This window comes from Agarivorans sp. QJM3NY_33 (assembly GCF_050870865.2).
In the GTDB taxonomy this organism is placed as follows: domain Bacteria; phylum Pseudomonadota; class Gammaproteobacteria; order Enterobacterales; family Celerinatantimonadaceae; genus Agarivorans.
In genome coordinates this window covers 817,741-842,359 of record NZ_CP194039.2, presented here as the reverse complement: position 1 = coordinate 842,359, position 24,619 = coordinate 817,741, and the positions used below count along the sequence as shown (strand labels likewise).

At 46.4% G+C, this 24,619-nt stretch carries 23 protein-coding genes; 11 read left to right on the top strand and 12 right to left on the bottom strand.

All coding sequences use genetic code 11. The features are described 5' to 3' along the window. Positions 1 to 7 precede the first annotated feature (7 nt). Positions 8 to 445: a DUF1249 domain-containing protein gene (locus tag ACRRSY_RS03755; protein ID WP_432454512.1), complete on the bottom strand. Its 438-nt coding sequence runs from the start codon at positions 443 to 445 to the stop codon at positions 8 to 10. Further along, entirely contained in the window at positions 435 to 1,085 is a 651-nt protein-coding gene (gene nudF, locus ACRRSY_RS03750; protein ID WP_432460934.1) for an ADP-ribose diphosphatase, read from the bottom strand. The genes ACRRSY_RS03755 and nudF overlap by 11 nt, the downstream gene beginning before the upstream one ends. Positions 1,086 to 1,333: 248 nt before the next feature. Between nudF and tolC the strand changes: the two genes are divergently transcribed. Continuing rightward, the gene (gene tolC / locus ACRRSY_RS03745) at positions 1,334 to 2,659 is read left to right on the top strand and encodes an outer membrane channel protein TolC (RefSeq protein ID WP_432454514.1); all 1,326 of its coding nucleotides are present in this window, start codon (positions 1,334 to 1,336) and stop codon (positions 2,657 to 2,659) included. 112 nt (positions 2,660 to 2,771) lie between these two features. Here the strand turns inward: tolC and hldE are convergent, their stop codons facing one another. Next, positions 2,772 to 4,205, bottom strand: coding sequence for a bifunctional D-glycero-beta-D-manno-heptose-7-phosphate kinase/D-glycero-beta-D-manno-heptose 1-phosphate adenylyltransferase HldE (hldE, locus tag ACRRSY_RS03740; RefSeq protein WP_432454515.1), 1,434 nt, complete (start codon positions 4,203 to 4,205; stop codon positions 2,772 to 2,774). Between the two features lie 118 nt (positions 4,206 to 4,323). Here hldE and lpxL point away from each other — a divergent pair, with 118 nt between their 5' ends. Then, positions 4,324 to 5,247 carry an LpxL/LpxP family Kdo(2)-lipid IV(A) lauroyl/palmitoleoyl acyltransferase gene (gene lpxL / locus ACRRSY_RS03735; protein ID WP_432454516.1) on the top strand — a complete coding sequence of 308 codons (924 nt, stop codon included), beginning with the start codon at positions 4,324 to 4,326 and terminating at the stop codon, positions 5,245 to 5,247. On the opposite strand, the gene glnE is transcribed toward lpxL, so the two are convergent. Then, entirely contained in the window at positions 5,244 to 8,126 is a 2,883-nt protein-coding gene (gene glnE, locus ACRRSY_RS03730) for a bifunctional [glutamate--ammonia ligase]-adenylyl-L-tyrosine phosphorylase/[glutamate--ammonia-ligase] adenylyltransferase (RefSeq protein ID WP_432454517.1), read from the bottom strand. The two genes, lpxL and glnE, sit on opposite strands and share 4 nt — an antisense overlap. Positions 8,127 to 8,350: 224 nt before the next feature. Here glnE and ACRRSY_RS03725 point away from each other — a divergent pair, with 224 nt between their 5' ends. Beyond that, positions 8,351 to 9,106 carry a potassium channel family protein gene (locus ACRRSY_RS03725; RefSeq protein ID WP_432454518.1) on the top strand — a complete coding sequence of 252 codons (756 nt, stop codon included), beginning with the start codon at positions 8,351 to 8,353 and terminating at the stop codon, positions 9,104 to 9,106. Positions 9,107 to 9,151: 45 nt separating this feature from the next. On the opposite strand, the gene ACRRSY_RS03720 is transcribed toward ACRRSY_RS03725, so the two are convergent. Both ACRRSY_RS03720 and ACRRSY_RS03715 read right to left on the bottom strand, forming a co-directional pair. Further along, positions 9,152 to 9,931 (bottom strand): YdcF family protein, encoded by a 780-nt coding sequence (locus ACRRSY_RS03720; RefSeq protein WP_432464372.1) that lies wholly within the window; start codon positions 9,929 to 9,931, stop codon positions 9,152 to 9,154. Between the two features lie 5 nt (positions 9,932 to 9,936). Continuing rightward, positions 9,937 to 11,424: a CYTH domain-containing protein gene (locus tag ACRRSY_RS03715; protein ID WP_432464371.1), complete on the bottom strand. Its 1,488-nt coding sequence runs from the start codon at positions 11,422 to 11,424 to the stop codon at positions 9,937 to 9,939. Between the two features lie 183 nt (positions 11,425 to 11,607). Between ACRRSY_RS03715 and ACRRSY_RS03710 the strand changes: the two genes are divergently transcribed. The 3 genes from ACRRSY_RS03710 to ACRRSY_RS03700 all read left to right on the top strand — a co-directional run bounded on the left by ACRRSY_RS03710 (position 11,608) and on the right by ACRRSY_RS03700 (position 14,302). Continuing rightward, the gene (locus tag ACRRSY_RS03710) at positions 11,608 to 12,285 is read left to right on the top strand and encodes a TIGR00153 family protein (RefSeq protein ID WP_432454521.1); all 678 of its coding nucleotides are present in this window, start codon (positions 11,608 to 11,610) and stop codon (positions 12,283 to 12,285) included. Positions 12,286 to 12,313: 28 nt separating this feature from the next. Continuing rightward, positions 12,314 to 13,579 (top strand): inorganic phosphate transporter, encoded by a 1,266-nt coding sequence (locus ACRRSY_RS03705; RefSeq protein ID WP_432454522.1) that lies wholly within the window; start codon positions 12,314 to 12,316, stop codon positions 13,577 to 13,579. A 111-nt stretch (positions 13,580 to 13,690) separates the two neighbouring features. Continuing rightward, positions 13,691 to 14,302 carry a TIGR04211 family SH3 domain-containing protein gene (locus tag ACRRSY_RS03700; RefSeq protein WP_432454523.1) on the top strand — a complete coding sequence of 204 codons (612 nt, stop codon included), beginning with the start codon at positions 13,691 to 13,693 and terminating at the stop codon, positions 14,300 to 14,302. A gap of 139 nt (positions 14,303 to 14,441) precedes the next feature. Here ACRRSY_RS03700 and ACRRSY_RS03695 read toward each other — a convergent pair whose 3' ends face one another. Both ACRRSY_RS03695 and ACRRSY_RS03690 read right to left on the bottom strand, forming a co-directional pair. After that, the gene (locus ACRRSY_RS03695; RefSeq protein WP_432464370.1) at positions 14,442 to 15,239 is read right to left on the bottom strand and encodes a general secretion pathway protein GspB; all 798 of its coding nucleotides are present in this window, start codon (positions 15,237 to 15,239) and stop codon (positions 14,442 to 14,444) included. Further along, positions 15,239 to 16,858, bottom strand: coding sequence for an AAA family ATPase (locus ACRRSY_RS03690; protein WP_432464369.1), 1,620 nt, complete (start codon positions 16,856 to 16,858; stop codon positions 15,239 to 15,241). Before ACRRSY_RS03690 ends, ACRRSY_RS03695 begins: the two co-directional genes overlap by 1 nt. A 136-nt stretch (positions 16,859 to 16,994) precedes the next feature. Here ACRRSY_RS03690 and ACRRSY_RS03685 point away from each other — a divergent pair, with 136 nt between their 5' ends. Next, positions 16,995 to 18,248, top strand: coding sequence for a multifunctional CCA addition/repair protein (locus ACRRSY_RS03685; RefSeq protein ID WP_432464368.1), 1,254 nt, complete (start codon positions 16,995 to 16,997; stop codon positions 18,246 to 18,248). A 37-nt stretch (positions 18,249 to 18,285) separates the two neighbouring features. On the opposite strand, the gene ACRRSY_RS03680 is transcribed toward ACRRSY_RS03685, so the two are convergent. Genes ACRRSY_RS03680 through folB form a run of 3 tightly spaced genes read right to left on the bottom strand, consistent with a single transcriptional unit; the run spans position 18,286 to position 19,961 of the window. Continuing rightward, positions 18,286 to 19,086, bottom strand: coding sequence for an undecaprenyl-diphosphate phosphatase (locus ACRRSY_RS03680; protein WP_432464367.1), 801 nt, complete (start codon positions 19,084 to 19,086; stop codon positions 18,286 to 18,288). Positions 19,087 to 19,107: 21 nt separating this feature from the next. Then, positions 19,108 to 19,596 carry a 2-amino-4-hydroxy-6-hydroxymethyldihydropteridine diphosphokinase gene (gene folK, locus ACRRSY_RS03675; protein ID WP_432454528.1) on the bottom strand — a complete coding sequence of 163 codons (489 nt, stop codon included), beginning with the start codon at positions 19,594 to 19,596 and terminating at the stop codon, positions 19,108 to 19,110. After that, positions 19,596 to 19,961, bottom strand: coding sequence for a dihydroneopterin aldolase (gene folB, locus ACRRSY_RS03670; protein WP_432454529.1), 366 nt, complete (start codon positions 19,959 to 19,961; stop codon positions 19,596 to 19,598). Before folB ends, folK begins: the two co-directional genes overlap by 1 nt. 123 nt (positions 19,962 to 20,084) lie before the next feature. Between folB and plsY the strand changes: the two genes are divergently transcribed. Next, positions 20,085 to 20,675 carry a glycerol-3-phosphate 1-O-acyltransferase PlsY gene (plsY, locus tag ACRRSY_RS03665; RefSeq protein ID WP_432454530.1) on the top strand — a complete coding sequence of 197 codons (591 nt, stop codon included), beginning with the start codon at positions 20,085 to 20,087 and terminating at the stop codon, positions 20,673 to 20,675. 169 nt (positions 20,676 to 20,844) lie between these two features. Here plsY and tsaD read toward each other — a convergent pair whose 3' ends face one another. Beyond that, positions 20,845 to 21,867, bottom strand: a complete 1,023-nt coding sequence (gene tsaD / locus ACRRSY_RS03660) for a tRNA (adenosine(37)-N6)-threonylcarbamoyltransferase complex transferase subunit TsaD (protein ID WP_432460922.1) — start codon at positions 21,865 to 21,867, stop codon at positions 20,845 to 20,847. Positions 21,868 to 22,088: 221 nt separating this feature from the next. On the opposite strand from tsaD, the gene rpsU reads away from it, so the two are divergent. The 3 genes from rpsU (at position 22,089) to dnaG (ending at position 24,616) form a co-directional block, all read left to right on the top strand. Beyond that, positions 22,089 to 22,304 (top strand): 30S ribosomal protein S21, encoded by a 216-nt coding sequence (rpsU, locus tag ACRRSY_RS03655; RefSeq protein ID WP_432454532.1) that lies wholly within the window; start codon positions 22,089 to 22,091, stop codon positions 22,302 to 22,304. A 16-nt stretch (positions 22,305 to 22,320) separates the two neighbouring features. After that, a complete protein-coding gene (locus ACRRSY_RS03650; protein ID WP_432454533.1) occupies positions 22,321 to 22,764 on the top strand; it encodes a GatB/YqeY domain-containing protein in 444 nt (147 codons plus the stop codon). Positions 22,765 to 22,849: 85 nt separating this feature from the next. Next, a complete protein-coding gene (gene dnaG, locus ACRRSY_RS03645) occupies positions 22,850 to 24,616 on the top strand; it encodes a DNA primase (RefSeq protein WP_432460921.1) in 1,767 nt (588 codons plus the stop codon). The last annotated feature ends 3 nt before the right edge of the window (positions 24,617 to 24,619 follow it).

The following is a 24,619-nucleotide window of genomic DNA, read 5'->3' as shown; positions in this document are numbered from 1 at the left end:
AGCTTGATTATTCAAACTCTACTTTCATCCGCTGTTTTAAACAAAATGCCAACCAGTCATTAAGAAACTGATTTATTTGATGCTTTTCGTCACGATGATGCATCTTTTTATTAGGATAATCATACCTTGGTTTTAGCTTATAAATCTGCTGACTAGCACACACTTCCGCCAAGCGCGCATCGTGATACAAGCGCACAATCAGCTGAGATCGTAAATACTGATGCGCTTGGCGACCAGTTTGTCTGATCTCATACAGCGAGGTATAACGCGTACGTTCTTTACACTCGAGCTGGTAGTCTTCACCAATTTGTGGCTGTAATCGTAGTGTCTGTCCACGGCTAAGCTCAGTCGGGAATAGGCGCATCAGCAAGACATAATTAGCAGCATAAAGCTGCATCAGTTGCTCAAGATTTACGCGATAACGACCAAGTTTTTTAGCCTGCATCTGCAACGCCATTATTTTGCCATTGCAGCAACACTTTCTGCAAATTTAGCTGCAACCATTGAATCGCAATTACAGCCGCAGCATTATCAATCAGGCCCGATTGTACCCATTCGAAGGCTTGTTCGCGACTTAAAACTTTCACCAATATGTCTTCATTTTCATTTTCCAATCCATGAACACCACCCGCTTGGCTTGCATCAACTTCACCGAGGTACAAATGAATGCGCTCACTTAAGCCTCCCGCGCCCGGTAAAAAACTATTACACGAAATCACTCGCTTCACCCTTAGCCCAGCTTCTTCTTCGGCTTCACGTACCGCAACATCCAATGGTGGTTGGTTACTATCAAGCATCCCGGCCACGATTTCCAATAACCAAGGACTGGCTCCAGTTTCGACCGCACCGATCCTAAATTGCTCAACTAAAACGACTTGGTCAAGTAGCGGATCAAAAAGCAAAATTGCTGCCGCATGACCTCGGTCTAACATTTCACGCTGAAACCACTGACTCCACCCCCCTTGGTACAAACGGTGACGCAAGGTGTAACGCTTTAATTTAAAGAAACCTTTATAGACATCCTCTACCTTCTGTATTTCCATGTCTTGATGAGAAAACTGACTCAGGTTTTTCAACTTAAGCATATGAATCTAGTCCCCTTTGTTTGGCGATTTAGTATATAATTTGCCGACTCTTAATGATCCAATGACAGATTGACTACAATCTATTATGATTTTTCTTAACTAAGTCTTAATCTAAAGTTAAAGCTGAGATAGACTAACATTTATTCGCAATATGTTAGCTGTTTAAGCCATATTGTTTAACTCCTAGAATTAATTTAACTCACTCCCGATAAACTTCGCACATCCAAGGCGAATAGAGGAAAGGCGAAATGAAGCTGAAAATGAAATCATTGATATTAGCTTGTACTTTTGGCTCGATAGCTTATCAAGCTCAAGCTGACGACTTATTGCAAATTTATCAATTAGCTCAAGAAAAAGATCCCGTCATCTTGCAAAGTAAATCGCAGCGTGACATCGCCTTTGAGAAAATAACTCAAACCCGAGCATCGCTACTCCCGCAAATCGGTTTTTCAGCGGGGGCAAAATATACCAATTCCGATAACAGCAGTATCGACAGTATCACCAATACCAATGCATCGGTAGGTTTAAGCCAGTCACTCTATTCCAGAACCAACTGGACCAGTTTAAGCATTTCAGAAAAAGATGCGACTCGGGTCGATGCCTTGTATGCCAACGATGTGCAAAATCTGATTATTCGAGTGAGCACCGCTTACTTTAACGTATTACGCGCCATCGATAATGTTAGTTTTGTACAAGCAAACAAGGCTGCTGTCGCTCGTCAACTAGAGCAAACTAAACAACGGTTTAATGTTGGCTTAACTGCGATTACCGACGTTCATGAAGCACAAGCCGAATATGACCGAACGCTTGCCGAAGAAATTCAAGCCAGTAATACCTTATCAAATAGTTACGAAGCCTTGCGCGAGTTAACTGGTTTAGAACATCGCCAACTCAATATTTTAAATACCGAACGCTTCGATCCCGCCGAACTAAATCAAAGCGCAAAGCACTGGTTAGAGCTTGCCAGCGATAAGAACCTTCAGTTGAACGCTCAGCGGATTGCCAAAGAAGTCTCTCAAGAGCAAATTAAATTGGCTCAAAGTGGTCATGCGCCAACCTTAGATTTAACCGCAGGTATTGGTTACGACAACAATAAATACGGGAATAGTATGACCGACAACGCTCAAGGTGGCAGTGCGAATTCGGGCAATATCGGTCTTGAATTCAACTGGCCGATCTACCAAGGTGGCAGTATTGACTCTCAGGTTAAACAAGCTCAATTTAGTTACATTGCAGCGTCTCAAGCCTTAGAGCAAACCTATCGTTCAGTACAAAGCACCGTAAACTCGGTGGTCAACAATGTCAGTGCGAGTATCGGCTCGGTAAAAGCCTTCGAGCAAACGGTTGTCTCATCTCAAAGCGCTCTGGAAGCCACCGAAGCAGGTTTTGAAGTGGGTACTCGAACCATCGTTGACGTACAAGATGCAACGCGTAATTTATACTCAGCAAAAAGTGATTTATCAAATGCTCGTTACGATTACATCTTAAATATGCTGTCGCTTAAACAAGCCGTAGGCACCCTAAATGAAGAAGACGTAGTATTGGTTAATTCCGGTTTAATGGCCGCTCAATAAATCCCCCAATGTCATGCATTCAATGTTAAAAACAGAGAGAATGCATGACCACGGAGAATTATTGGTTAATAAAAAAGGCGCCAGTGGCGCCTTTTTTAGACGATGATGCATACTAATCAATCTGATTCTGACGGATCGATTGAATAATCTCAGAGGTAGAGCAGCCCTCCTCAAAATTAAGCACTTTTACCTCGCCACCATTGGCAATCACTTCTTCACCACCCGCGATTTCCTCTGGTTTATAATCACCGCCTTTGACTAACAAATCCGGTAACAAACTAGCGATCAGCCGCTGTGGGGTATCTTCAGTAAAGTCAACCACCCAATCCACCGCCCCCAAACCAGCCAATACAGCCATCCGACGATCAACACTGTTCACAGGGCGTCCTTCACCTTTTAAGCGCTTCACTGAATGATCACTATTAACGGCAACGATTAAGCGATCACCTAAAGTACGAGCATGATTAAGATAAGATACGTGACCGGCATGTAAAATATCAAAGCAGCCATTCGTCATCACAACTTTTTCACCACGACGATGGGCAGCGTCTAAAGCTTGTTTTAACTGCTGTTCATTCAACACCCCAAAACCGGTTTCCTGGTGACCATATACTGCGTTGGCAAGTTCAATGGTCGACACCGTCGAGGTCCCTAACTTACCCACCACAATACCAGCGGCCACATTGGCTAAAGCGCAGGCATCTTCTAGGCTAGCACCCGCTGCAAGGGCACTGGCTAAAGTAGAAATAACCGTATCACCAGCACCCGTGACATCATAGACTTCTTGCGCTAAGGCGGCCAAATGCAAAGCATCTTGCCCCTTACGAATCAGGGTCATTCCGTGCTCACTGCGCGTCACCAGCAAGGCTTGCAAATCTAATTCATCAATTAATTGAAGACCTTTTTGAACGATCTCTACCTCATCTTTACAAGCACCAACCACTGTTTCAAATTCGGAGAAGTTAGGCGTAAGCAGCGTTGCGCCGCGATATTTATCAAAGGCACTGCCCTTAGGATCGACTAAAACCGGCACCTTCGCTTCACGCGCTAAGCCGATTAAATCACCAACCCGATTCAATGCACCTTTATTGTAATCGGATAATATCACCACTTGATGCTGGTTGATCTGTTGGGTAAAACGATCACGCAAGTCTTGGCTATCTACGTTATGAAAGCTCTCTTCAAAATCCAGACGGATCAACTGCTGATGACGGCTTAATACCCGCAATTTAGTAATCGTGGGATAATCAGCAAATTTACTGAACTGACAACTCACTCCCACTGCGGCTAGCTGATTTTCTAAGGCATGGCATGCCTCATCGTCACCACTCATGCCGAGTAAAGTTGAACTGGCACCCAAAGCGACCGCGTTTAAGGCGACATTCGCTGCACCACCAGGGCGCTCTTCAATTTGCTCAACTTTCACCACTGGAACTGGTGCCTCTGGAGATATTCGTCCAGTAGGTCCTTGCCAATATCGGTCTAACATCACGTCACCAACAACTAGCACCTTAGCTTGAGAAAACTCAGGGAGGGTTATTCGCATTACTCACTCTCATCGAAAATAAATTGCGAACAGTTTATCATAGTTAAAAATCTGGTCTGCGGCATAATTACCAGAATTCGGGTAAACTTGACTCACCAACTGAAGCAAAAAGAAAAACATGGCTGAAATATCTCCCCCCACACTCAACGCTGGCTCCTTTCACCCCCGAAATTGGGGGGCTTGGTTGTTAATTAGTTTCATGCTTGGTATTAGCCTGCTGCCCCATCGCCTGCAACATTACTTAGGCTTGGCGATTGGCCGCCTAGGAAAAAGACTACTCAAATCACGAGTGCATATCGCACGTCGAAACTTGCACATTTGTTTCCCAGAAAAATCTGCGGTGCAGCGTGAGCAATTGCTTGAACAATGCTTCACACATCTCGGACACTCGGTAGTTGATACCGCGAATGCTTGGTTTTGGCCCAAATGGCGCTTTGCCAAACATCTTCATTTTGAAGGTTTGGAACATTTAGAACAGGTGAGACAAAAACCAGGCGGCATTCTGCTGTTAAGTGCTCACTTCTGGACTTTAGAAAGCCATGCCAGAGCCTTTGGAGTCATTGATCCTGGTGTTGGTATCTATCGTCCGAATAAAAACCAAGTCTACGAGTATTTCCAATACCATGGACGAACCAGAGCCAATAAGTACCTGGTCGACCGAACCGATGTGCGAGGCATGATAAAAGCTTTAAAAAATGGGAATGCGGTTTGGTACGCCCCCGACCATGATTACGGAACCCACGCGGCTGTATTTGTGCCTCTTTTTGCTCAGCCAAACGCTGCTACCATTACCGGAACAGCCACCCTCGCTCGAGTCAAAAACGTACAGGTACTGATGAGTTACGCACTTCGAAACGCAGATGGCTCCATCACCTTGGTGATAGAACCCGCTATCGAAAATTATCCCACTGGTGACACTAAAGCCGATGCGCGCACGATTAATCAGGCCATAGAAAAAGCCATTTTACGCGCTCCCGAGCAGTACATGTGGATCCATCGTCGCTTTAAATCGCGCCCTGAGGGCGAACCCAGCGTCTACTAATCTACCTTTGGTGCTTGAGCGGCAAATAACTGTCGCCAGGTATCACAAACAACGCTCAGATCGAGGGTGAACTGAGCCTTTTCGACCAGCCGCGGTAATTCTTGTAAGGATTGACGATGCCCCTCGTCACGGATCTCTAAATAACAACGAGTCAATCCCTGTGCCTGCTGTTTGTCTAAGATCCCCAGCTGCGCGCAGCTTTCAAAAATCCGGACATTATCACTCCATCGACTCAGCTCAGGACAGCGATCGGTATACTGTAATACCAAATACTGCGCAATAAACTCAATATCAACCATCCCCCCAGCCGACTGCTTCAAATCGAATAAATCACTAGTTTCTCTACTCAAATGCTGGCGCATTTTATGCCGCATCTCCACCACTTGGGTGATGAGTTCTGTAGGTTCACGTTTGATCGACAAAATTTGATGGCGAACCTGTTCAAAACGTTGCCCTAAGTCACGATCACCATAAACCACTCGGGCTCGCACTAAGGCTTGGTGCTCCCAAGTCCAGGCTTCTTTCAGTTGATACTGCTCAAAAGCATCGATCGCCGATACCAACAAACCCGAAGCCCCCGATGGACGCAGACGCATATCGAGCTCATACAATACGCCAGAGGCGGTGCGGGTATTAAACAAGTGCATAATGCGTTGCGCTAATTTGAGATAAAACTGCTTACTATCGATTTGCTTCGGACCAGTGGTGTAGGTAGAGCTGTCACTGTTATGTAAAAAAACCAAATCTAGATCGGAGCTATAGCCAGTTTCGATGCCACCGATCTTGCCGTAGCCCACAACCGCAAAACCGCGTTGCTGTTGCTCAAGGTGTTCCGGGTAGCCATGGCGCTCCACAATTTGCGCCCAAGCATGTTCAACCACCGCATTTACAATTACTTCTGCAACCGCTGTTAAGTGATCACTTACTTTCATCAAAGGTAGCGCACCGGCGATATCCGCGGCGGTGATCCGCAACTGTTGTATTTGCTTGAACTGACGTAAGGCCTCCATTTGCTGTTCCATGTCATCGGCTGGGATCCGCAACATAAACTCGCGTAGCTGCTGGGCGTAGCTATCGGCACTGACCGGATTATATAACAACGCGGGATCAAGCAACTCATCCAGCAAGATCGGAAAGCTTGCCAACTTCTCGGCCAACATCGCGCTGCCAGCACACAAGCGCAACAGTTGATGCAAAGAGCCTGGATTTTCGGCTAATAATTCTAGATAAGCAGTACGGGACAAGATCCGCTCTAACAACACCATGACTCGGGGTAATACTAAGTTGGTTTTCGGATGCTCAAACAACTGTTGTAACAAGCTCGGCATCATCCGCTCTAAAGTTTGTCGACCCCGTTGACCAATTTGCCGATGCTCCACTGCATGCATAAAGTGATACATAGTTTCCACGCGTTGCTGCTGCTCCGCTTCAGCGCAAACATGTTTAGCCATGAGCGAGGCAAGCGCTTCGCGATCAGCACCACAATGCCACAGATCTTCGTAATCTTGGCTAGCTTGATGCTCATCACATTGTTCATCGCCAATGGCGCTTTGGAAACAGCCATTCACCTCGGCTAATAAAGCTTGTAGTTGCTGATAAAAATCAACCCAGGATGCTTCCCCCATCACCCATGCGATCCGCTGTTGATCAAGCTCGCTATCCGGCAGAGTCTGGGTTTGTTTATCATCAATTTGCTGTAAGATATTTTCTACCTGACGCAGATACAGATAATGCTTGGTAAGCAATTGCGTCTGCTCAAGACTCAACTCGCCGTACTCACTGAGTAAGCTCAAAGCCTTGAGCAATGAGCGCGTTTGCAGGACTGGTTCTCTTCCGCCACGGATCAATTGAAAAGTTTGCGCAATAAACTCAATCTCACGGATCCCTCCTGAGCCTAGTTTGATGTTATCACGTAAGCCCTTACGTCGAATTTCCGAGTTAATCATCGCCTTCATCGAGCGCAATGCTTGGATCGCACTAAAATCTATATAACGACGATACACATAAGGTTTTAGCATGGCTTGAATGGCTTGGTCATAACGCAAATCCTGGTTAATCACCCGCGCTTTCACCATCGCATAGCGTTCCCAATCACGACCATGATGCTGATAGTAATCTTCAAAGGCGGCATAGCTTACCGCCAAGGGACCCGACTCACCAAAAGGACGCAGCCGCATATCCACGCGAAATACAAAACCGTCAACGGTCGGTTGATCGATTAGTTGAATTAGACGCTGGCCCATACGAATAAAAAATTGCTGATTAGCAATGCTTCGCCGCCCACCTTGAGTTTCGCCATTTTCTGGAAAACAAAAAATCAAATCGATATCAGAGGAGAAGTTAAGCTCGCGTCCCCCTAACTTGCCCATGCCTATCACCACCAAGGCTTGAGCATTGCCAGCGCTATCCATCGGCGTCCCAGATTCAGCACAACAACGCGAATATAGCCATTGATTCGCACAGTCAACACAGCTGTCGGCCAGCGCCGATACTTGCGCAAAGCTGTCGGTAACCGCTTGGCCTTGGGTTAAATCTCGCCAGGCGATCAACACCATTTGCTGGCGACGAAACCGCCGTAATACTTTCTTGGCAGCATCATCATTTTGTTGTTCGGCTAATTGAGCAGTCAGTTGCTCACGTAGCTGCGTCTCTGTTAACACCTGGCTTAGCAGCTGCTGTTGCCAAATATCGAGCAGCAAAGAAGGCTGAGCAATACAACTATCGGCAATAAAGTCACTCACCGCGAAGGCCTGTTGCGACTGTTGCTGCTGGTACTCGCTGAGTTCAGTGTTTAGTCTGGGTTCCAAGGCGACCACTCGCTCCCATGACTGGGCAGCGAAAGATAAAAGTTGTTGTTGCAGAGGGAGAGCATTTGACATAGTTAGCAGCACCACAGCTGAGAAATTAAATGAATCTGAACATGAAAACTATTGAAGTTCAAGCATCCACTAGCCGATATTCAGGCGCCACCACTACACTCCAAATATGCCTTATTTATCACAAAACTGTTTGATATATCAGTATTTACCCCGCAATACTGAAAATCTTTAAAACTCAGGTATAGTGCTTGTATATCGCTCAGTACTCGCTGCAGGATGCGCTGATGAAAACCAATATAAACGCCTTCGACTTGGTCATGATGTTACTGTCCATTATCGCCATTGGCATTGTCAGTAGTTTGTATTTTTATCCTAGTGATTCACAACTACACGCGTTGTTAGTCACTTTGGATACCTTAATCTGCTGTGTTTTCATCACCCACTTTTTTAGTCGCATGTTACGTAGCCATACACCAATGCACTACCTAAGCCACCATTGGATCGACTTATTTGCCAGTATTCCATTGATTGAACCGCTGCGTTTCCTGCGGTTTATTCATGCGGTGAAGCTAATTAAAGCCATCTCGGTACAGCAACACTTACTTAAAAGACTCAAACATAGAAGAGTTGAAGCAACTTTAGCCGCCATATTACTGGTCCTCCTGATCATTGTGTTACTTGGTTCGATTGGCATCTTAATCGCCGAGGGAAGTGAGTCTGGCGGGCAAATTCACAGCTCTGGAGAAGCTCTTTGGTGGGCAATTGTTACCATTTCTACGGTCGGTTATGGTGACTTTGTGCCAGTCACTGACGCCGGACGAGTCATCGCTAGTGTGATGATTTTAACTGGTGTCGGTTTTTTTGGTGCCATCTCCGGTTTAATGTCGGCCATGCTACTACGTGATGAAACCGCCAAAGAAACTGAGCTCGTGCGTTTTATGCAACAGCATCATGCCAATCAAAAAACCATGCAGCAACAACTACAACAAATCGAGCAACAGTTACACCAGCTACAGCAAAAGCAACATCCCAAAGACTAATCGAGCAATGATCTGAGTTCAAATAACTCCTGTCCAAAGCTTAATTTATTCGGAAGAACTCAAACTGACCCGAGCACGCAACCATAGATTCGCCAACGCTTCATAAATTGCAGTATCCGCCTTGGCAATATTACTGAACTTCGGGATAAAGGCTCGCCAACTGAGTGGCGCTTGCCAATTACGCACCTGATAATAACTTGGTGCGGCAGTCACTTTTAACCCTTGCTGCTGAAATAACCACATCGCTCTTGGCATATGCGCAGCTTGTGTCACCAGTACGATGTTTTTTCCACGATAGCTACCTGCCACCGTTTGCGCTTCTGCTGCCGTATTTAAGTTATGGTAGCTACGTAACAGATGTGAGTCCGGGACACCTAAGGATATCGCCAATTTGGCCAACATATCGGCATGCTCCACGCCACTGGCTTCTACATCCCCGCCCGAGAGCAATATTTGACTCTCTGGATGCTGTCTCCATAAGCGAATAGCCTCCACCAGCTTTACCGTAGCGCAGGGTAAAACTTGGCTAGAGAGTGGTTGTGTTTTATCCACGTAATGCAAACAACCCAAGACCACAATCAGGTCCGTATCGGCGGGTAATACATGCATCGCCGGATATTGTGTTTCAAAAAACCGTAGCATTTTACCGCTCAACGGACCAAGACTGAAAACCAGCGCCAACAACAAGGAAATAAAAACTAAACTTTTCGCCAGGTAAGCTCGGCCAAGTAACCAACAGATCGCCGCCAACAACAATAATAGCCATAGCAAAGTGCTGGGTATAAACAGACTGATCAATAACTTACTAAACAAAAAGCTACTCACCAAAACTACCAATAAACCGTTTGTTGCAAGGCTTGTTGGCGAGAGAACGTTAAAGCATCTAATAACGATTGCTCTTTTCGGCTGACCCATTTTTCGATCGTTTGCTGTAACTCCGGCTCCAAATCATCAAACAGGGCCCGCAAGGGTTTATACAAACTCAACTCTTCAATCCCCGACAAAATATCCATCCATGGCAATCGAAATTCTTGTCGAGCGCTCTCATCAAATAATTCCCCAACACAGATCCCCACCAGCAAATTCCGTCTTAATTTGGTGGCTTGCTTAATGTACACATCGGCATCCACTTCAGGTAATGCGAGATCAGAGTTGCGCAAATGAGTCCAACTGGTCGCTAACAATTGTTGAGCGACTTGGCGAATATCTAAGGCTTGCACCGTTGGACTATTTTGCCATTCTGCCAAATACAACCAGCGAGTGATTTTTAACATCAAACGACAATAGCGCGGGCTGTGCATTAACTGGTGGATTTGTTCCACTTGGGGTAAGGCATTTTGTTGCTGTTGTAAGGACTTTAACAGGGAGCGCTGCTGAGGCAGCTTTTTAATTAAAACACCGCGTTCTGCGGTCAGTCTCGATAAACTATGGGCCTGATTAAGCCAGCTAAACTGTTGGCGTAACCAACGCAGCTCACTCAACCAAGGACAAGCAACCAAGTCTAACTCACTAAACATCTTACAAGCCTGAACCAACATTTGGACGCCCATCGACACCTGTTCTAAGACCTCAAGCTGGGGATTATCTAAAAACAGCTGTTCATGATACTGCCAATGCCCTAAGGCCGTAGAAAAGATACGAGTCAAACACTCGGCACCGTGGGGGGCATCACTCAACTTAACCGGAAGTAGATGTTTAAGCGTTTCGCGATGACCAGCGGCTAACCGATAACCACGCTTCGCTTTGCTTATATTAGCTAAACGTAAACCGTCAATCTCGGCGATATCACTAGCCAATTCAAATAACTGAGTCACATCACCTTTGATTAATTCCAATTCAATTTCGCAAATCGTTTCCCGTTCGGTATTAGCAACTAACCAACCTTGATCAAAGGCCACCTCAACTAAGGTATCGTTGGCCAAGTCGAGTAACCACGTTTGCCGGTCAAAAACGGTACTAAATAAGGGGACTAACTGCTGTTCGATTTGTGCTAAATCTGCACCTTGAGGCCATTCAATTTGATTAAACAACGCCAATTGCGGCTGTTTAGTCGGCACCAGCGAATTATACTCTGGTCGTTGATGTAAACCGCCAACCACCACCCCATCGGTTTTTAAGGTTTGCACATCTGCACCATCACCGCTGCGAATTCGGAGCCCCATGCCCCAACGCATTAGTTGGCGATCTTGAGTATCAAAATAGATACTGGTTAGCGGCTTTATTTCCGTTTGCAGCACACTATAATGACACAGTCGTTCGAACAACTCTGAGGCACAATGAGGTGCCGCTAACAGCTTGATTTCAATTTCATTGTTCATGGTTTATCCATGCTTGCTGACGCAGCGCCCGGCTCTCCTGTTGGGATTTTGAACAAATTTTTTTGATTTATCTCAATTAAAACGTACTAAAATTGCAGATAAAAGCTTGCAACTAAGCTAGTCTACGTTACCATGCGCCTCGCAAAAAATATATCCTTTGCATAGCTAATTGGAACAGAGATTATGTCTGGAAATACAATTCTTGGTTTGTTTGCTAAATCGCCAATTAAACCATTACAAGAACATATCAATGTAGTACATGAGTGTTGTGAAGGTTTAGTACCTTTTTTCGACGCTGTACTAAAAAAAGATTGGAAAACTGCCGCTAAGCGTCGCGTAATCATCTCTGAATTAGAGAAAGAAGCGGATCGAATGAAACGAGATATTCGATTAAATCTTACCGGTGGACTTTTCATGCCAATTGAACGTTCCGACGTTCTCGAACTGTTGACTCATCAGGACAGAATAGCCAACAAAGCAAAAGATATTTCAGGCCGTATGCTTGGGCGAAAAATGGAGTTACCACCGAAGCTGGCGGAAATGTTCATGGAGTATCTGCAACGCTGTTTAGATGCCACCGCGATGGCTAAAGCGGTGATTAATGAATTAGAAGACTTACTCGAAACCGGTTTTAAAGGCCGTGAAGTCAATGTCGTGAAAGACATGGTTGAGAAACTCGATCTCATCGAAGACGAAACCGACGGACAACAGCGCAAAATCCGTAGAAAACTACAAAAATTAGAGAAAAAACTCGATCCCATCGACGCAATGTTCCTCTACTTCATCATTGAAGCCATTGGCGAACTCGCCGATCAGGCACAACGTGTTGGCGCACGTTTAGAACTGATGATCTATCGCTAAAAAATAAGAAATCACTTAGGTAACTCCAATGGAAATTCTTGCAACTTACGGCACCACGCTGGTTATCATCGCGGCTGTCTTCGGCTTTGTGATGGCTTGGGGTATTGGCGCGAATGATGTCGCCAACGCCATGGGCACATCGGTCGGCTCTAACGCTATCACGATTAAGCAAGCAATCATCATCGCGATGATTTTCGAATTCGCCGGTGCTTATTTGGCTGGCGGCGCGGTCACCAACACGGTTCGTAAAGGGATCATTGATTCAGGAGCTTTCACCCAAACACCAGAGTTACTGGTATTTGGCATGATTGCCGCGTTATTGGCGGCAGGAACCTGGCTATTAATCGCCTCCTATAACGGATGGCCTGTTTCTACCACCCACTCTATCATTGGCGCAATCGTTGGTTTTGCCGCGGTGGGCGTAGGTACCGAGGCCGTAGAATGGGGCAAAGTATCCAGCATTGTCGGCAGCTGGATTATTACCCCTGCAATATCCGGCATAGTCGCCTATTTCATTTTTATGAGCGCACAAAAGCTCATCTTTGAGAATGAAAACCCACTGGCAGCAGCCAAACGCTACGTGCCCGGCTACATGTTCTTAGCTGGGTTTATGATGGCCTTAGTGACCATCAAGAAAGGATTAAAGCACGTCGGCTTGGAAATGAGTTCGACCGAAGGCTACCTCTGGGCAATCGCCGTTGGTTTAGTGGTTGCAATCGTCGGTAAATACATCATTACTCGTCTGAAAATCGACCCGAAGGCCGACCGTCAAATGCACTACACCAACGTAGAGAGGGTATTTGCGGTACTAATGGTTATCACGGCTTGCTGCATGGCGTTTGCCCATGGCTCAAATGATGTGGCAAATGCAATTGGACCATTGGCCGCAGTGGTGAGCGTCGTTCACAACAACGGGGAAATCACAGGCAAGGCGGCACTCGCTTGGTGGATCCTACCGCTTGGTGGCTTGGGTATTGTTGCTGGTTTAGCCTTATTTGGTCACCGCGTAATCGCGACAATTGGTAAGGGCATTACCGAGCTCACACCAAGTCGTGGTTTTGCTGCCGAACTCGCAGCAGCGACTACCGTGGTGATTGCTTCGGGTACAGGTTTGCCCATTTCAACAACACAAACACTAGTTGGCGCGGTGTTGGGTGTCGGTATGGCGCGTGGTATTGCCGCACTTAATTTAGGCGTGGTGCGTAACATTGTCGTCTCGTGGGTGATCACCCTGCCAGCGGGCGCTTTGTTGTCCATCGTGTTCTACTATATTTTATTGGGTATTTTTGGTTAATTAACCTTAATCAAGCTAACTTTTACTCACAATAACAACGTTGTTGGTTGAGACTGACAACGTTGTTTCGTACACTAACGGCGAATACAATCAAATCCGAAGAGATATGCCGTGATCCTCAGAAACTTATCCGCAGCTTTTTTATTGCTCGCCCTCACTTCGCCAGCCATCGCTCAAACTCGTTATATATCGGATGACTTGTTCATTTTCATGCATTCCGGGCCCAGCAATCAATTTCGAATTTTAGGTAGCGTAAACGCCGGCACTAAAATTAACCAAATTGGCTACGATGCAGAACATAAATACGCCAAAGTCGTCCTCGACAATGGTCGTGAAGGTTGGGTTGACTCCAAATACCTAAACTCGAAACCTGGTCTTGCATACCAATTAGAACAAATTAAAGCGCAGCTCAAACTTAGCGAAAGCAAGTTCAAGCAGCAGCTAGAAAGCAGTGAAAGCAATTCTGCTGGACAACTTATCAAGCTCGAATCTCAGCAACAACAAATCGAGCAATTACAGTTAACCAACGACCAACTGAATGAGCAACTCAGTCAAATCAGCAAACAAAACATTAATCTTCAAGCTGAACTTGACGCCATTGACGAAGCGGTGCAGATGCAATGGTTTATGCGTGGCGCGGGCGTTGCCGGTATCGGTCTAATTTTAGGTTTATTATTGCCGATGATCCCTCGTCGCAAAAAACGAGACCAACAATGGATGTAGGTTTAACCATTAAAAAGGGCGCTTAAAGCGCCCTTTTTGATTTAAACAACTCAGTGCATTGTTATTTCACTAATTAAACTCGTCGGTTTATCGATGAGCGCCGAAAACTTAGGTTTATCCGCAAACCATCGACCAAAACTTATCCCCAGTCGACCAAGGCTTTTAAACGGCAAAGATTTCCGGCCACCCGCAGTACAATATCGTTGAGGCGGATAGCAACCAGCTCAATACGATTGGTCAGTAAATCGCCTTCAAACAACTGTTGCTCATTCAAGGTCACATGACGCCGAGCCGGATCGGATGAAAAGACATGAGATTTAAAAGTAATCGCCGGCACCAAGGCTTGTAACTCGGGTGACAGTTCCGCCAGTAGCGGCGCATCATCATAAACCGCGGTTGACTGCTGCTCTTGCCAGTTCAAGGACTCTGTCGCTTGAACCGCTTGCGCAAAGCGCTGTTCCAAACTGAGATCAGACTTCAAATTTGTCGGCTGAGCGGGCTTATACTCGGTCGAAGCCGTTGGCGACGATTCAACAACCGGCTTAAAATCCTTATCTTCTTGAGCAATTAACCGTTTGCTAGTGTTAGCGATTAAGTCGGCATACTGCGCCTGACGCATCGCCAATAAGTCGACTCGCTCTAAATCTTTGAAATCGGGCAAGGGATTTAATTCAAAAGGCGCCAGCCGAGGCTTCTGTGGCTCCGCAAATACTGGTGCTGGTGCTAGCGCTGCCACATCCGCCACGATAGGCGGAGCGCTGCCAGACCGAGGAACAACTTGTAGCTTTTGCCACCACCACAAGCCAGCAAACAGCAAAACAAGCGCCAACAAGACACAAAATAGTGCGAACCATAAGCGATTGTTGGGCGACGTTGGGACTAACGCCGCCATCGCGCCTTGTTGACTACGGCGTTGCGCCGCCAAGATACTAGACACTAATTCAACTCCTGCAAACGTGGTTGATCAACATATATCTGTTGATTCAAATGTAACAGTGTAAATACACCGGCAATGCCATCCGCGGTGAGATGATTCTGACGCTGATATTGTTTCACTTGCTGACTCAGTTGGCGATCATATTTGAAGATCTGCCGTGACCGCTTACCTTGAATTAGCGATAGGCTCTGTTCTAACCAATGCACCGCTTCCCCCTGACTGCCCAGCTTTAATACGCCATCAAAGCCTTTCGGTTGCTGCCACAGGACCTGAAACTCACCATTCCAGCGTTGCTGCAACCAAGCTTGATCCACCATCATAGAACGCTCTCCCAACCATAATTCAAGTTGTGGCCCCCAATGTCGCAGCACAGCATAAAAAGGTTCACCTTGGTCTTCTAGCTTTAACACCGCAGGTAAATTAACTTCACGTAACATCTGCTCCCCGCCATTAAGAGACAAACAATATAAATCAACGCTTGTGATCAAGTCACAACTGGCTTGAGAGGCTGGCGCATCATAACCCCACGCGCGTAATAGCAGCTGCCATGCACGTGGCGGTAAACGGCTACTACTGCGTAGCTGTTGCCATTCGTCTGCTTGTTGCTCCGCGGCAGTGACGCTGGGCGCCACAACAGCAGCGACAGGCACACTCAACTGCGGTTCAACAAGAGTCCGTTGTTGGGGAAGCGAGTCCGCGATAACAGAGCCAAGCACTGGCCAATGTTGATACACATAACCCGCCCCTAACAATACAACACCTAACATCGCACCACTGAACATGTAAGCAAGATTTAGCTGTCGAGGCGGTTCATTTAAGGCTACTTCTTCAATCGCTTGCCTTAAAGCAGCTTTATCCACCTGTAGCTTATTGCCAGCATAGGCGGCCAACAGCGCGCGATCACAAAGCAAATTAATCACCCGAGGGATCCCTTCTGCGGCCTTAAATACCTGCTTCACCACAACATCAGAAAACAAAGGCCGCTCACAACCCGCCACCTGTAAACGATGCATGATATAGGCTTTAACTTCATTCACCGTTAATGGCAACAAGTGATAACGAGCAGTGATCCGTTGCGCCAATTGGCGTAAAATTGGCTGCTTTAATTTTTGCTGTAACTCCGGCTGACCAATCAATACCACCCGCAATAACTTACGGGTATCGGTCTCAAAGTTGGTTAATAAACGAAGCTGTTCTAATACCGCTACCGAAAGATGCTGAGCTTCATCGATCAACAGCATGGTATTCCCACCAGCAGCATGGTTTTCTAACAAACGCTGACGGATCGCGTCTCCTAACTGTTTAACACTCATCTTATCGCTGTCGTAAGGGATGCTCAGCTCGTCACATACCGTCGCCAATAGCTCTATTTCTGTGAGTGTGGGATTGAGTACAAAAGCAACTTTGGTTGTTGCGGGTAGTTGTTTTAGTAAAGCACGCGACACCGTGGTTTTACCGGTACCAACTTCACCAGTGAGTAGCACAAATCCCCCCGTTTCGCCTAAACCAAAACTCAGATGAGCTAAGGCCTCTTTATGCCGTTCACTCATAAATAAAAATTCAGGATTTGGCGCTATCGAAAAAGGAGTCTCCTTTAAACCAAAATAATCCAAGTACATTAAATCGCTATCCTTTCACCGACCATGGCCTACCGATGTTTTCACTCGGTGGCAATCCAAGCCCAATTGAGCGTTGATAGGTGTATAATACCCTCGCGCAAGCCGTTTGTGCATAGAGAATAACAAGGAGTGATAAGTGGAAACCTATTTGGTAGGAGGAGCAGTCAGAGATAAACTACTCGGCTTGAAGGTGAAAGACCGCGACCATGTGGTTGTCGGTGCCTCTCCAGACCTAATGCTTCAACTAGGCTATACCCAAGTTGGCAAGGATTTCCCCGTATTTATTCATCCGCACTCCCGTGAAGAATATGCCTTAGCACGCACCGAACGCAAACAAGGAAAGGGTTATACTGGTTTTAGCTGCGATGCAAGCCCTACCGTCAGTTTAGAAAACGATTTATTACGTCGTGATTTAACCATTAACGCCATCGCCATGAGTGAAGACGGCAAGCTCATCGACCCCTATGGGGGTCAGGCCGATCTGCAAGCAAAGCAATTGCGTCATGTTTCTCCAGCTTTTGTTGAAGATCCACTTCGGGTACTCCGGGTCGCTCGCTTCGCCGCACGTTTACACCCCTTAGGGTTTAGCGTGGCAGAATCTACCATGACCCTAATGCGCGAAATAGCCCATTCCGGAGAGTTATCCAGTTTAACCTCAGAGCGGATCTGGAAAGAGCTCGAAAAAGCCCTCGCCTGCGAAGCGCCTCAGGTGTTCTTCGAAGTTTTAAAACAAGCCGATGCCTTAAGCCTATTATTTCCAGAACTGGCAGCTTTATTCGGCGTACCAGCTCGCCCCGAGTGGCATCCAGAAATTGACTCTGGCATTCATACGCTCATGGTTATCGAACAGAGTGCACGACTCGGATATCACAACGAAGTACGCTTTGCCTGTTTATGTCACGACTATGGTAAAGCACTCACGCCAGCAGAAACTCTACCCTCTCACCCAGGACATGGGCCGAAAGGACTAAAACTAATTAAGCAGTTTTGCCAACGCCTCAAGGTGCCCAATCACTACCGAGACCTTGCTTTTCTGGTGGCCGAATATCACATCACCATTCACAGCGCTTTAGAGTTACGCCCAGAAACAGTGCTAAAATTATTTGACCGCTGCGATGCTTGGCGCAAACCAGAACGCTTTCGACAAATATTGGAAGCGGGAGTCGCCGATATTAAAGGTCGTTTGGGTTTTGAAGACTACCCTTACCCAGCCTACGACTATCTGTTACACCAGCTCGAAACCGCCAACAGCGTCGACGTACAAGCCATCGTTCAAGCTGGCTATCAGGGCGCTGCCATTCGCGAGCAATTACAAACACAGCGAATTGCGCTGATTAAACAACAAAAACAAGCGTACTTGGACGGAGCAGCGCAATCAGACGAGAATTAATCTGCGTCCAACTGCCCTGAAACGTGCGCTTTTCGACCTAAGACAAGGCCAAGAAAGCAAACAAGCCCACGCCAAGTATCATCCGGTAAATCACGAAGGGTTTCATGCCGACCCGATTCACCCACTTAATGAAAAAGTGAATACATGAATAGGCGCTAACAAAGGCCACTAAAATCCCCAGCAACATCGCCGACCAATCAATCGCCACAGGAGTCTCGACCATGTCTTTTGCCATTAGTGTGCAAGCACCAATAATGACAGGGATCGACATCAGAAAAGAAAAACGAGCGGCGGCTTCACGGCTTAGACCTAACATTAGACCCGCAGTGATGGTAATGCCGCTACGTGAGGTACCAGGAATAATCGCAATGGCTTGAGCAACACCAACAAACAAGGCTTGTTTCCAACCGATATGGTATTCATTTTTAATTAATTTCGCCTGCGAATCGGCCCACCATAACAAAGCGCCAAAAATCAGGGTGGTACTGGCAATCACGTAAGCTGATCGTGAATACTCTTCAATCAGCGACTTAAACAGGCCGCCAAAAATAATCGCAGGAATAGTCGCTAAAATAATTAACCAAGCAAGTATCGCTTCGGGGCTACGTTTACCAGTAAAAGAAGCCAGCCAGGCGCCTAATATCGCCCAAACTTCTTTACGAAAATAACCCAATACTGCAAACAAGCTGCCGACATGTACCGCAACATCGAAGGCGATGCCTTGATCGGCCCAGCCCAAAATTTGTGAGGGCAAAATCAAATGAGCGGAGCTAGAAATCGGTAAAAATTCTGTTAAACCCTGGATCAACGCCAACATAATGGTTTCAAAGGGACTCATTTACGCTTCCTTATCTAAAAACTAAAGGTCTAAAGTGTCAACTCGAGTCAGCACTTGACGACTATGATCAAAATCTTGCCATAGTTGTATGAAAGTTTGGTTTACCGTAGGGTGCAGCATTGAACCAGCAATATCCGCAAGAGGCTTTAATACAAAGGCACTCTTGGTTATTTCGGCTCTGGGTAGTTTACAAGGCGTGTCTACCACTAGTTGGTTATATAACAGAATATCGATATCGAGGGTTCGTGACGAGTACTTTTGTGCATCCATGGCGCGACCATGTTCAAACTCAATCCGTTTTATTGCCTCAAATACGGCCTGTAAAGACAAGGGACTAGAAAATTTTGCCACTAAATTATAAAAAGCCGGACCATTGAAACCAAGGGCTGCACTTTCATACACCGGGCTTAACTGCAACTCACCAAATCGCTCTTTTAGAGCAAGTACACCTGCACGAATATAATATTCACGCTCAATATTACTGCCTATACCCACAAAAATATTGGCCATTATTGAGCATAACCTTCTCGGCTACGCTCAATTTGCACCCCGACACTACTAGCAAAAGGCACTGCACCTGGCTTATTAATGGTGACTTTAAGCCAAGGCACTGCATATTGCTGGATCAGCAAATCGGCTACTTTTTCGGCGACGGTTTCCACCAATTCGTGGGCTTCGCCTCCCACTAAATTGCTCACAGCTTGACTCACCGATGCATAATCTAAGGCTAAGCTTAAGTCATCACCAGCCGCCGCAGGACGGTTATCCCAAGCCATTTCCAAATCAATCAGTAACTTCTGTTTAATTTGTTTTTCCCACTCATAGGCACCAATGGTTGCCAATACCGTGAGCTGTTTAATAAATACTTTATCCATTATTTTATGCTGCTGTGCTGTAAACGTGCTAATTAGCCTTAGCTAAAAAAACAGCGTATCATTTGGGTTTCAAAGAGCGCGATAATACCGCAATATGGCAATTGGTGGAATGCTTCTAAGCTAATGGGTTTAATCGGTTTATTTTTTATCACAGCAGCGTATTTACTGGGTTCTATATCCAGCGCTGTATTAATTTGTCGAATTTTTAGTCTGCCCGATCCTCGCCATCACGGTTCTAATAACCCTGGGGCCACCAATGTGTATCGCTTAGGCGGGAAAATCCCCGCTGGATTGGTACTGGTCTGCGATCTGCTAAAAGGCACCGTCCCAGTATGGTTAGGCTATTATGCGGGTCTCTCCCCGCTGGTACTCGGTTTTGTCGGCATCGCGGCTTGCTTAGGACACATGTATCCCATTTTCTTTCATTTTGAAGGCGGAAAAGGGGTTGCGACCGCCCTTGGTGGCGTTTTACCAATTGGTCTCGATCTCGCTGCCTTGTTGATCCTCACTTGGCTAATAATCCTAAAATTAAGAGGTTACTCTTCGTTAGCCGCAATTATCTCGGTGAGTTTAGCACCATTCTATACTTGGCTTATCAAGCCTGAATACACACTGCCCGTCGCGATGCTCTCTTGTCTGATTATTATTCGTCATCAAGGCAACATTCATCGTTTACGCAACCACACCGAAACCAAAGTCATCAAAAAAGACTAAGCCGCTCACCTTTGCATCACTAGAGAAGATATCGACAAAACAACGCAAGGCTTGTTCGCCAACAAACGAATAAAACAACTGACAACGGCAAGCCCATATAAGCCACAAAATGGCCTCCGCGCTCGTTCTGGAATGAGGCGATCAAAGCCACCCCATCGAACACAATAATCTATAAGGGGTTTGCTGCAGGCAACTCGTCTAAAGGCCAACGCGGCATGGCTTTCACCGATAAACCTTGCGTTTGGCCCGCTTTAAAACGCTGCATCCCCGCATAAGCGATCATCGCACCGTTATCGGTACAAAATTCAGCGCGAGGATAAAACACCTGACCACCACGTGATACCAATAATTCACCGAGCTGTTCGCGTAAAGCTTTGTTTGCGCTCACACCGCCGGCAATCACTAAACGTTTTAAGCCAGTTTGTTTCAGGGCGCGACGACACTTAATAATAAGAGTCTCAACCACGGCTTGTTGAAAAGCCAAAGCAATGTCGGCCTGAGTTTGTGGATCTTTGCCCTCGCTATCGATGGTATTTTTGGCGAACGTTTTTAATCCCGAGAAGCTCATATCTAAACCGGGACGGTCAGTCATCGGTCTTGGAAAGACAAAACGCCCGGCAGTGCCTTGTTCCGCTAAGCGGCTCAACGCTGGGCCGCCAGGATAATCAAGACCCAGTAACTTAGCGGTTTTATCGAAGGCTTCACCCGCCGCATCATCAATAGACTCGCCTAAAATTTGATACTCACCAATCCCATCGACTTCCACCAACAATGTATGCCCCCCCGACACTAATAGCGCTAAGAACGGGAATTCAGGCGGATTTTCTTCCAGCATTGGCGCAAGTAAATGACCTTCCATATGATGCACTGCCACCGCCGGTTTATCCCAGGCCATCGCAATACTACGCGCGGTGAGTGACCCCACTAACAAAGCGCCAACCAAACCGGGGCCAGCAGTATAAGCTACCGCGTCAATATCATCGGCACTACAATGGGCTGCTGCCATCGCTTCTTTAATCAGTGGAATAGTCTTACGAATATGATCGCGCGAAGCTAACTCAGGCACCACCCCTCCGTAATCGGCATGCAATTTTACCTGACTGTATAAAACATCGGCCAATAAGCCTTGCTGATCATCGTAAATAGCAATGCCGGTCTCATCACACGAAGTTTCAATACCTAATACGCGCATAGTGTTGCTTTTCCTGCTTGGTTACTGGCGTCAGTAACGTATAATCTCGCCCAAAGGCCTGCCAAAAATCGCAGCTATCTTACTTGTTCAGCGCTAATTTCACCAGTGACTTACAAATAGGCTTTACATTACCCCTCAGTTCGGCTTAAAATTCCGCACCATTTTTAAACACTCAGGCTGATATTTGTTCGGCCGTTAATAAACCGGAAGGTGATAGGCATATGCCAATCGTTAAAGTACGTGAAAACGAACCATTTGACGTAGCTCTACGTCGTTTCAAGCGCTCTTGCGAGAAAGCAGGTATTCTTTCTGAAGTTCGCCGTCGCGAGTTTTATGAAAAACCAACTACAACTCGCAAACGTGCTAAAGCGTCTGCTGTTAAACGTCACGCTAAGAAATTAGCACGTGAAAACGCACGTCGCGTTCGCTTGTACTAAGCGCAGTTAATAACCTATGTCATTAAAAGCGACGCTACAAGAAGAACAAAAAGCAGCCATGCGAGCCAAAGACAAATTACGTCTTGGCACACTTCGCATGTTGCTTGCGGCAGTTAAACAGGTAGAAATTGACGAACGCATTACCCTAGAGGACGATCAAGTATTGAGCATCCTCGTAAAACAGGTAAAACAGCGTAAAGATGCAGCTGAACAGTTTTCAGCCGCTGCTCGTCAAGATTTGGCCGACAAAGAACTCGCTGAGATTGCTATCTTGGAAACGTTCCTTCCTCAAGCGCTTAGTCCAGAAGAAATTGCCTCATTGATTGATGATGCAATCGCTAAGTCGGGCGCGGCTGGAATGCAAGATATGGGTAAAGTGATGGGGATCTTAAAACCTCAGGTGCAAGGTAAGGCAGACATGGGCGCGATTAGTGCCGCCGTCCGCAGTAAACTCGCCTAAGCCCATCTCTTAAATTACTCGAGCAAGCCGTGTACTCCATGAGTTCACGGCTTGTTTGTTTTCTAAAAACCGAAGACGAGGCTAAATGGCTGGAAGAATAGCGCAACAGTTTATTGATGACTTATTGGCTCGCACCGATATTGTTAGCCTAATCGATCAGCGTGTGCGTTTAAAAAAAGCCGGTAAAAACTATTCCGCTTGCTGCCCCTTTCATAACGAAAAATCACCCTCTTTTACGGTCAGCCAAGACAAACAGTTTTATCACTGCTTTGGTTGTGGCGCCCATGGCAACGCCATTAGTTTCCTGATGGAATACGACAAACTTGAGTTTGTTGACGCAGTGGAAGATCTCGCCAGCCAAATGGGCGTAGAAGTTCAGCGAGAAAACAGCAACGATAGTAAATTTGACCCAGCCAAAAGCCAACAGCAACGCCAGCAAAGTAAAGATTTATACGAACTAACCGCGCAAGCCTGTCGCTTCTTCCAACAACAATTACGAGTGCATCCAAATAAACAACAAGTCATCGACTACTTAAAAGGCCGCGGCTTAAGTGGTGAAGTGGTGCAACGTTTCGCCGTTGGCTACGCATCAGATGAATGGGATGCATTAGGTAAAACCCTCGGCGGCTCGGCACAAGCCAGTCAGCAATTGGTGGATGCGGGTCTTTCTATCGAGAATGAAAAAGGTCGTCGCTATGACCGTTTTCGTGATCGGATCATGTTTCCAATACGTGATAAACGCGGCCGTTATATTGGCTTTGGTGGTCGAGTTTTGGGAGATGGGACCCCCAAATACCTTAACTCACCAGAAACCAGCATTTTTCATAAAGGTCGCGAATTATATGGTCTGTATGAAGTTCGGCAGGCCTACAAACAAGTGCCACAAATTTTAGTAGTGGAAGGCTATATGGACGTGGTATCGCTCGCCCAATTTGGGGTCGATTATGCGGTCGCGTCACTGGGAACCTCTACCACCCCAGAGCATTTACAGATGCTGTTCAGAGCCAGCGAAAAAATTATTTGTTGTTATGATGGTGACCGGGCCGGACGAGATGCTGCATGGCGAGCCTTAGAAAACGCCTTACCCCACCTACGCGACAATGTAGAACTTAAGTTTATGTTCTTACCCGATGGTGAAGATCCCGACACGCTGGTTCGCCAAGAAGGTAAAGATGGCTTTGAACAACGGATGAACGATGCGATGCCGCTGTCGCGTTTCTTATTTGAACGCCTCGGCCAAGACATCGACATCAGCACTGATGCCGGAAAAAGCCACCTCGCGTCGAAAGCTTATCAGTTAATCTCTCAGGTGAACGCCAGTTTTTACAAAGAAACTTTACTCACCGAGCTGGCCACCCAAAACCGAATGCTACGTAGCCAGCTAGAAAAAGAACTGGCACAGTTAAAACAAGCGGAACGCAGCCGACCCAATGCACAAAAAGCACTTAGCTTAACACCAATGCGTAAAGCCATAGCAATGCTCTTGCAGCGGCCAACTATTGCCAATGACTTACCGCCAAGCCCACAACTGAGCCAGGTCAATATTAAAGGAATGGCCTTGCTACAGCGGCTGATTACCGAGATCCATCAAAAACCAGATATTACCACCGCGCAGCTCTTAGAACGCTGGCGAGATTTACCAGAGCAAAAACACCTTAACGCTTTGGCCAGCTATAACTTGGAAATTGACGAATCAGGTTACCCCGATGAGCTACAAGATATAATCGCCAGCTTCATCGAACAACTGTTGCTACAACGTTACGACCAACTCAATATCAAATCGCTGAACGGCACACTTAGCGTAGAGGAGAAGCGAGAAATGCTACAATTAGTTGTTGAATTAAAGCCTTAACTC

What these genes read in the sequence shown, in the direction of transcription:
- ACRRSY_RS03755 (WP_432454512.1), bottom strand. Translation starts at nt 445, where the DNA reads ATGCAGGCTAAAAAACTTGGTCGTTATCGCGTAAATCTTGAGCAACTG.
- nudF (WP_432460934.1), bottom strand. Translation starts at nt 1,085, where the DNA reads ATGCTTAAGTTGAAAAACCTGAGTCAGTTTTCTCATCAAGACATGGAA.
- tolC (WP_432454514.1), top strand. Translation starts at nt 1,334, where the DNA reads ATGAAGCTGAAAATGAAATCATTGATATTAGCTTGTACTTTTGGCTCG.
- hldE (WP_432454515.1), bottom strand. Translation starts at nt 4,205, where the DNA reads ATGCGAATAACCCTCCCTGAGTTTTCTCAAGCTAAGGTGCTAGTTGTT.
- lpxL (WP_432454516.1), top strand. Translation starts at nt 4,324, where the DNA reads ATGGCTGAAATATCTCCCCCCACACTCAACGCTGGCTCCTTTCACCCC.
- glnE (WP_432454517.1), bottom strand. Translation starts at nt 8,126, where the DNA reads ATGTCAAATGCTCTCCCTCTGCAACAACAACTTTTATCTTTCGCTGCC.
- ACRRSY_RS03725 (WP_432454518.1), top strand. Translation starts at nt 8,351, where the DNA reads ATGAAAACCAATATAAACGCCTTCGACTTGGTCATGATGTTACTGTCC.
- ACRRSY_RS03715 (WP_432464371.1), bottom strand. Translation starts at nt 11,424, where the DNA reads ATGAACAATGAAATTGAAATCAAGCTGTTAGCGGCACCTCATTGTGCC.
- ACRRSY_RS03710 (WP_432454521.1), top strand. Translation starts at nt 11,608, where the DNA reads ATGTCTGGAAATACAATTCTTGGTTTGTTTGCTAAATCGCCAATTAAA.
- ACRRSY_RS03705 (WP_432454522.1), top strand. Translation starts at nt 12,314, where the DNA reads ATGGAAATTCTTGCAACTTACGGCACCACGCTGGTTATCATCGCGGCT.
- ACRRSY_RS03690 (WP_432464369.1), bottom strand. Translation starts at nt 16,858, where the DNA reads ATGTACTTGGATTATTTTGGTTTAAAGGAGACTCCTTTTTCGATAGCG.
- ACRRSY_RS03680 (WP_432464367.1), bottom strand. Translation starts at nt 19,086, where the DNA reads ATGAGTCCCTTTGAAACCATTATGTTGGCGTTGATCCAGGGTTTAACA.
- folK (WP_432454528.1), bottom strand. Translation starts at nt 19,596, where the DNA reads ATGGCCAATATTTTTGTGGGTATAGGCAGTAATATTGAGCGTGAATAT.
- folB (WP_432454529.1), bottom strand. Translation starts at nt 19,961, where the DNA reads ATGGATAAAGTATTTATTAAACAGCTCACGGTATTGGCAACCATTGGT.
- plsY (WP_432454530.1), top strand. Translation starts at nt 20,085, where the DNA reads ATGGGTTTAATCGGTTTATTTTTTATCACAGCAGCGTATTTACTGGGT.
- tsaD (WP_432460922.1), bottom strand. Translation starts at nt 21,867, where the DNA reads ATGCGCGTATTAGGTATTGAAACTTCGTGTGATGAGACCGGCATTGCT.
- rpsU (WP_432454532.1), top strand. Translation starts at nt 22,089, where the DNA reads ATGCCAATCGTTAAAGTACGTGAAAACGAACCATTTGACGTAGCTCTA.
- ACRRSY_RS03650 (WP_432454533.1), top strand. Translation starts at nt 22,321, where the DNA reads ATGTCATTAAAAGCGACGCTACAAGAAGAACAAAAAGCAGCCATGCGA.
- dnaG (WP_432460921.1), top strand. Translation starts at nt 22,850, where the DNA reads ATGGCTGGAAGAATAGCGCAACAGTTTATTGATGACTTATTGGCTCGC.